This window comes from Bacteroidota bacterium (assembly GCA_018831055.1).
Taxonomy (GTDB): Bacteria; Bacteroidota; Bacteroidia; order Bacteroidales; family B18-G4; genus M55B132.
This window is the reverse complement of the sequence record JAHJRE010000057.1, coordinates 1-6153: the sequence shown is the minus strand read 5'-3', so window position 1 is coordinate 6153 and position 6153 is coordinate 1. Positions and strand designations below refer to the sequence as shown.

Sequence of the window (6153 nt, the reverse complement as noted above, 5' to 3'; positions counted from 1 at the left end):
CCCGAGGCATATTCTCTTCCCTGCATGGTAGCAGCAATTTCCATATAAACCTTCTTCTCAAAGGCAAGATTAGCGCCATTACACATGATGGGCATGCCTGCTCCGATGGCTCCGGCCCCGGTCCCCACCAGGCTGAGAAACTCCAGGGAGCTTAAGGAAGCTAAAAATCCTTTTTTGTTTTCGTAACACACCGGCCCGGAAATGAATTTATGATGGTAGCGGGCGTAAAAGGCTGCCAGGGCTGTTACCCATAATGGCCCTACCCGGCAATCCCCGTCGGTTGTGACGACCAACTCACCGCGTGAAGCCCTGATCCCTGCTTCTATAGCCGCTTTCTTGCCGGTCTGTCCATCCGGCTGCTTTAATAATCGATAAAGTATGCCAGGATGCTTTTCCAGGATGCGTCTGACAACTTCAACGGTGCCATCATCCGAATGGTCATCCACTATAATCAGCTCAAATGAAGCTTCCTGCTTAAGCAAATCACCGATCAGAAGCCCTATCCTGCGGGCCTCATTCCTTACTGCAACAATAACACTAACCGATGGCCTTCCTGCAACTTCCTGAAAAGAAAAATCCTTTATCCGGAACCACCCTGCCGTGAATATACCGATGAGGATGATGTATCCCAGGCAAAACAATATGGTAAGTCCCAACAACGAATCAGTCATTTTTCCGGAAGAATTTCAGGTTGAAGACTAACACTGCACCCAACAGCGCCGGGAATGCCAGGTTTATCAGCCATAATACCGAGGAAGCTGCTACCACGGCCACTTCGGGCATGCCTCCCTCCTGTGCCTGCTGAGCAAAATACAATCCAAACACATACAGCGAAACCGATCCCCGAATGCCCAGTTCGGTTATGGCTATCGTAGGAATGATGGTTACGGCGACAAATACAATCCCTATTAAAATAAGCCCTTCTGCCAATGGCACTTCTGCGCCGAATACCCTTAAAAGAATATAAAATTGCAGGGTAAAGACCAGGAATCTCCAGGCACTGAAGTATAAAACTTTAAGCAACTCTCCGGTCTTATATAGTGAAAAGATTTCCAAATAGCGCTTCAACTTTTCCCATCTCTTCCTGAAAATCTGCCCGGTAATATCAGTGATCACCGATACGTTTGTAAAAAATAATAAAGAATAAATATATATAAGAAGGGTTAGCAAGCTCAGACTGAAGTAGGCAAACCAGAAACTCTTTTCCGACATGCCCATGTACCTTGCAATTGGTTCGTTGTAAATCCCAACCATAATGGCTATCCCTGCCGTACCGGCAATAAATGTGGTCAGAAATTGTGCCATACTTCCGATGATGGTGATCAGGATCCCCTGGATACGGTTTGCCTTTTCCAGGATGAAAACCCTACCCAGGTAATCACCAATACGGTTGGGAGTAAATGAACTTACGGCTACTCCGGATAAGGTTGCCTCAAAAGCTTTCAACCAGGAAACAGCTTCAATCTTTTTGATCAGATACTGCCACTTCCTGGCTTCAATGCCCCAGTTGACAAAAACCAAGGCAAATACCGACAAAAACCCCAGAAGAAAATCAACAGAATGTATATGAGCTGTGAAATTTTTGTAAATCCCTGCAAGATCGTGTTTGTGAGTGATTTCCCTGTAGATAAAACCGAATGTTGCCAGGATGATCAGGAAACGGATAATATAATTATAGGTTTTGCGTAACTTTGCTTTCATCCTATACAATCTGCATCAGTGCCAAACGACCGCATTATATTGGGAATCGACCCCGGAACCACCATCATGGGCTATGGTTTAATTCACCATAAAGGTAATAAAATTGATTTAATCACACTGGGTATCCTGAAATTAAACCGTTTCAGTTCGCATGAGCTTCGGCTGAAGAAGATCTTCGACAGGATACTCTCCCTGATCAACGAATTCCACCCCGATGAGATGGCTATTGAATCGCCTTTTTACGGTAAAAATATTCAATCCATGCTGAAACTGGGCAGAGCACAGGGTGTAGCCATGGCCGCGGCTCTGTACAAGGATATTCCCATCTTCGAATACAGCCCAAGGAAAATCAAACAAAGCATTACCGGAAAGGGTAATTCATCCAAGGAGCAGGTTGCAGCCATCCTGATGCGTTTAATGGAATTACAGGATCCTCCGGAATATCTGGATGCCACCGATGCTCTTGGAGTGGCGGTTTGTCACTATTTTCAGGGAAGCCATACGGTATCAGAAAAAAAATACACGGGATGGAATGCTTTCCTGCAGGATAATCCGCACCGGATTAAATCTTCCTGAAAGAATTTATACCAGTTTCTGATAAAACTGCCACCATCGTTCAGGAATATTGTTTTCGCAGGCAATCTTGTAATCATGGAAGGAGCAGGGTACCATATAATGCCGCTCATACCTTTCTTTCAGGTCACTCTCAACCGGGATCTCCATCCACCAGCGCTCGCTCTTCCGGCTTTTGTAAAAAACAATCTCATCAACCTGATCTTTGATTCTTACCAGGAATTTAAGAAAATCTTCATTTTCTTTAACGGGATAGTCTTTTGTCCTTTTGTAATAACCCTCAATGAAATACCATATCATCTGGGCTATCAGCTTAGCCGTTTGTTCCCGGATATCCAGTGATGGATTATACTCGTAGATACCCACGGAAGTAAGCTTATCGCTGATACCGGCATAGCGCATGATGCGACAGATCTCCTCCCCGTAAAAACCGTTGGGTGTGGCGTTGTTGTTTCCCGGGGCATCGGCAAAACGAACGGCCGAAATGTCGATGCTGAGCATATCAGAGTTACGGACGATGGGCTCTACTTCCTCCATGTCGTTACGAACATTGCCAATACGGTAAGCGTCAAAATATAGCTTTTGCATGAGCCTGACCGCATCCGGATCAACATAATAGCTCTGATAACCCAGATTGGTATAGTTAAAGAGATAATTTGGCTGATGCAGGATGATTTTACTGAGAAAAGATCCCGATGTAAGCGCATCATCATGCTTGCCCAGGTCGAACATGGGGTCAACAACAAGCAGGTTGATGATCTGTCCAAGATTGCCGTAACCTTTGTATTGTGCATAGGTCAGATCCTGGCTGCCTCCCAGGATGACAGGAAGGATATTGCTTGACAGTAATTGCTCAGTCACGGAACTTAAGGCAAAATAGGTATCCTCTATGCTATGCCCCCTGGGAATATTACCAAGGTCGGCAATATTTAACCTGTTGCCGTTACGGAATAAACGGTAAAGGTGCTTTCTGATGACATCCGGTGCTTTGCCGGAACCATAATTGTCTGTCGACATCCTGTCTTCGGAAACGCCTACGATAGCAATATCCGTATCCTTTAAATCAGGGAAGTTCCCGTGTTTGCTGTATACCTGGATCAGATCGCCGATGCGTTTGCGGGGGGCATCGTCGTCCGGTTGATATATCTCAGGGTCAACGGGTTCAAAAAATAGGTTGATTTCCATCCGTCCGTGTTAACGTCAGCCAAAGATAAAAGAAAACACCCACAACCCCGCGTTATGGTTTTAAGATTTTTTTCCTCTGCCGGCCGGTTTCTTCTTGGGAGCATTTTTCGGATCCTGAGATATTTTTATGCAATCTTCAAGACTCAGGGTCTCGGGATCGGTTCCTTTGGGGATCTTGAAATTTTGTTTTTCAACAACAATGTACGGACCAAACCTTCCTCTCAAGACCTTGACTTCTTTGTTTTCCGGAAACTCCCGGATGATTTTCTGCTTATCTTTCAGCCGCTTGTCTTCAATGATCTCTATTGCCCTTTGCTGGTCAACAACTGAGGGATCGTCGGTTTTCGGGATAGAATAATAGGCATTATTATGCTTGATGAATGGCCCGAAACGCCCGATGGCCACTATCATCTCGGATCCTTCGTATGTACCTGCATTCCTGGGGAAATTAAAGAGTTCCAGGGCCTCTTCCAGCGTAATGGTCTCTATGCTCTGATCTTTCTTCAGTCCTGCAAACTTTGGTTTCTCTTCATCGGTGGTTTCGCCGATTTGTACCATGGGACCAAATCTTCCCAGTTTTACAAATACTTTCTTTCCTGATTCAGGATCCAATCCAAGATATTTCTCCCCGGTGAATTTTTTCGATTTCTCCGTTGTGTCTTCTATCTTTTTGTGGAAGGGATGATAAAATTCATCGATCACATCGTTCCAAATGCGTTTACCCTGGGCAATCTCGTCAAATTCCTTTTCTACCTCCGCGGTAAAATTATAATCAAGGATATCCTGGAAATACTGGATTAAGAATTTATTCACTATGATACCCAGGTCGGTTGGGAATAGCTTGTTCTTCTCAAACCCGGCCTTTTCTTTCTGAATGGATTCGGTGATTTTGTCTTTTAGCAGTGTGATCTGGTTGTACTCACGGGTAAATCCTTCCCGGGTTTCTTTTATTACGTACTCCCTGTTCTGGATGGTGGAAATCGTGGGCGCATAGGTCGAAGGACGCCCAATACCCAGTTCTTCCATCTTCTTCACAAGGCTGGCCTCGGTATACCGGTAAGGCGCCTGCGAATACTTTTCCGTTGCCATGATTTCTTTTACAGGCAAAACATCCCCTACTGTGAGAGGTGGTAAAACCTTGCCGTTTTCTTCATCTTCTTCGTCGGTCGATTCGATGTAAACCTTTAAAAACCCGTCAAATTTGATTACTTCGCCACGGGCAACGAAACGGTCAGCGGTTTTAGGTTTTGCTGCATTTTCACCTTCCAGGATGGATATTTCTGCGGTGGTTTTTTCCAGTTCCGCATCGGCCATCTGTGAGGCTATGGTACGTTTCCAGATCAGCTCATACAAACGTTGCTGCTGTTTGTCGCCGTCAATCACCTGGTTGGTAAGATAGGTCGGCCGAATGGCTTCGTGGGCTTCCTGTGCTCCCTTTGTCTTTGTCTTATATTTTCGGATTTTGACGTAATCTTTGCCATATAATTTGGTGATCTCGTCTCGAGCCATGGCAAGAGCCATGTCGCTGAGGTTCAGTGAGTCAGTCCTCATGTAAGTAATAAACCCGGCTTCGTATAACTGCTGCGCTATACGCATGGTGTTGGCCACTGAAAATCCAAGTTTGCGGCTTGCCTCCTGTTGCAGTGTTGATGTTGTGAAAGGAGGTGCGGGCGAACGTTTTGCCGGTTTGGTTTCTATATCTGCCACCTTAAACGTGGCTCCAACACAAAGTTTCAAAAATTCTATGGCATCCTTTTTCTTTGAAAACTTCTTTGGGAGTTCGGCTTCCAGGATGTTTTCTTTCTTCCCGTTTTTAATCAGGAATTGTGCCGTCACTTTATAAGCCGAGCTGATCTTAAACTCATTGATCTCTTCCTCGCGTTCGACGATAAGCCTTACGGCAACCGATTGTACCCTACCTGCCGAAAGGGCCGGCTTGACTTTCTTCCATAGCAAAGGACTCAGTTCAAACCCTACCAGCCTGTCGAGAACCCTCCTTGCTGTCTGAGCGTTTACCAGGTTGTGATCAATGCCACGCGGATTCTGTATGGCAACTTCAATGGCGTTCTTAGTAATTTCGTGAAATACTATCCTGCGAATGTTCTCTTCCTTAAGGTTTAATGCCTTTACAAGATGCCAGGAAATGGCTTCCCCCTCACGGTCCTCATCAGTTGCAAGCCAAACCATTTCTGATGCTTTTGCCAGCTTCTTCAACTCGGTAACTACTTTCTTTTTGTCCTCGGAAATTTCGTATTCAGGAAGATATTTCTTTTGAATATCAACACCCAGCCCCTTTTTGGCAAGATCCATCACATGCCCGAAACTGGATTTTACCTGATAGTCCTTCCCCAGGAACCGCTCAATGGTCTTAGCTTTTGCCGGTGACTCAACAATTACAAGATTTTTAGCCATGATTCTGTTTTTTTTGTCTTCCGTGCCCTGAAATCGGGTGCAAATGTATAACAATAAATTTCTTAGTCCTGCAAATCATTGATTTTATGTTCACATTCCTTAACAAGCCAGCTCTGTTATTGTTTTCAGGAACCCATCCAAAGCCTCTCCGATAATTAGTTCCGAAAAAATGACTTTGTCCCCTGCTGAAAGAAATATTTTTTAAGAGTATCAGGATAATAGATATCAGGTTACAGGTTGCAAGCTACATGGGGCAGGGGACTGGGTGCTGGGATGCTGGGG

At 45.0% G+C, this 6153-nt stretch carries 5 protein-coding genes; 1 reads left to right on the top strand and 4 read right to left on the bottom strand.

Annotated elements, in window-relative coordinates:
- Nucleotides 1-671, bottom strand: a 671-nt coding sequence (locus KKA81_03460) for a glycosyltransferase (GenBank protein MBU2649968.1), incomplete at its 3' end; no start/stop codon positions are given.
- Nucleotides 664-1701 (bottom strand): flippase-like domain-containing protein, encoded by a 1038-nt coding sequence (locus tag KKA81_03455; protein MBU2649967.1) that lies wholly within the window; start codon nucleotides 1699-1701, stop codon nucleotides 664-666. The genes KKA81_03455 and KKA81_03460, both read right to left, overlap by 8 nt.
- Nucleotides 1702-1719: 18 nt before the next feature.
- Between KKA81_03455 and ruvC the strand changes: the two genes are divergently transcribed.
- Entirely contained in the window at nucleotides 1720-2277 is a 558-nt protein-coding gene (ruvC, locus tag KKA81_03450; GenBank protein MBU2649966.1) for a crossover junction endodeoxyribonuclease RuvC, read from the top strand.
- Nucleotides 2278-2283: 6 nt separating this feature from the next.
- Here ruvC and KKA81_03445 read toward each other — a convergent pair whose 3' ends face one another.
- Nucleotides 2284-3459, bottom strand: a complete 1176-nt coding sequence (locus KKA81_03445; GenBank protein MBU2649965.1) for a formimidoylglutamase — start codon at nucleotides 3457-3459, stop codon at nucleotides 2284-2286.
- A 60-nt stretch (nucleotides 3460-3519) separates the two neighbouring features.
- Complete coding sequence (gene topA, locus KKA81_03440; protein MBU2649964.1) at nucleotides 3520-5871, bottom strand: type I DNA topoisomerase; 2352 nt, start codon at nucleotides 5869-5871, stop codon at nucleotides 3520-3522.
- Nucleotides 5872-6153: the final 282 nt, after the last annotated feature.

Excerpts from the sequence above, each read along its gene's own strand:
- topA (MBU2649964.1), bottom strand. The coding sequence starts at position 5,871 with ATGGCTAAAAATCTTGTAATTGTTGAGTCACCGGCAAAAGCTAAGACC.
- KKA81_03445 (MBU2649965.1), bottom strand. The coding sequence starts at position 3,459 with ATGGAAATCAACCTATTTTTTGAACCCGTTGACCCTGAGATATATCAA.
- KKA81_03455 (MBU2649967.1), bottom strand. The coding sequence starts at position 1,701 with ATGAAAGCAAAGTTACGCAAAACCTATAATTATATTATCCGTTTCCTG.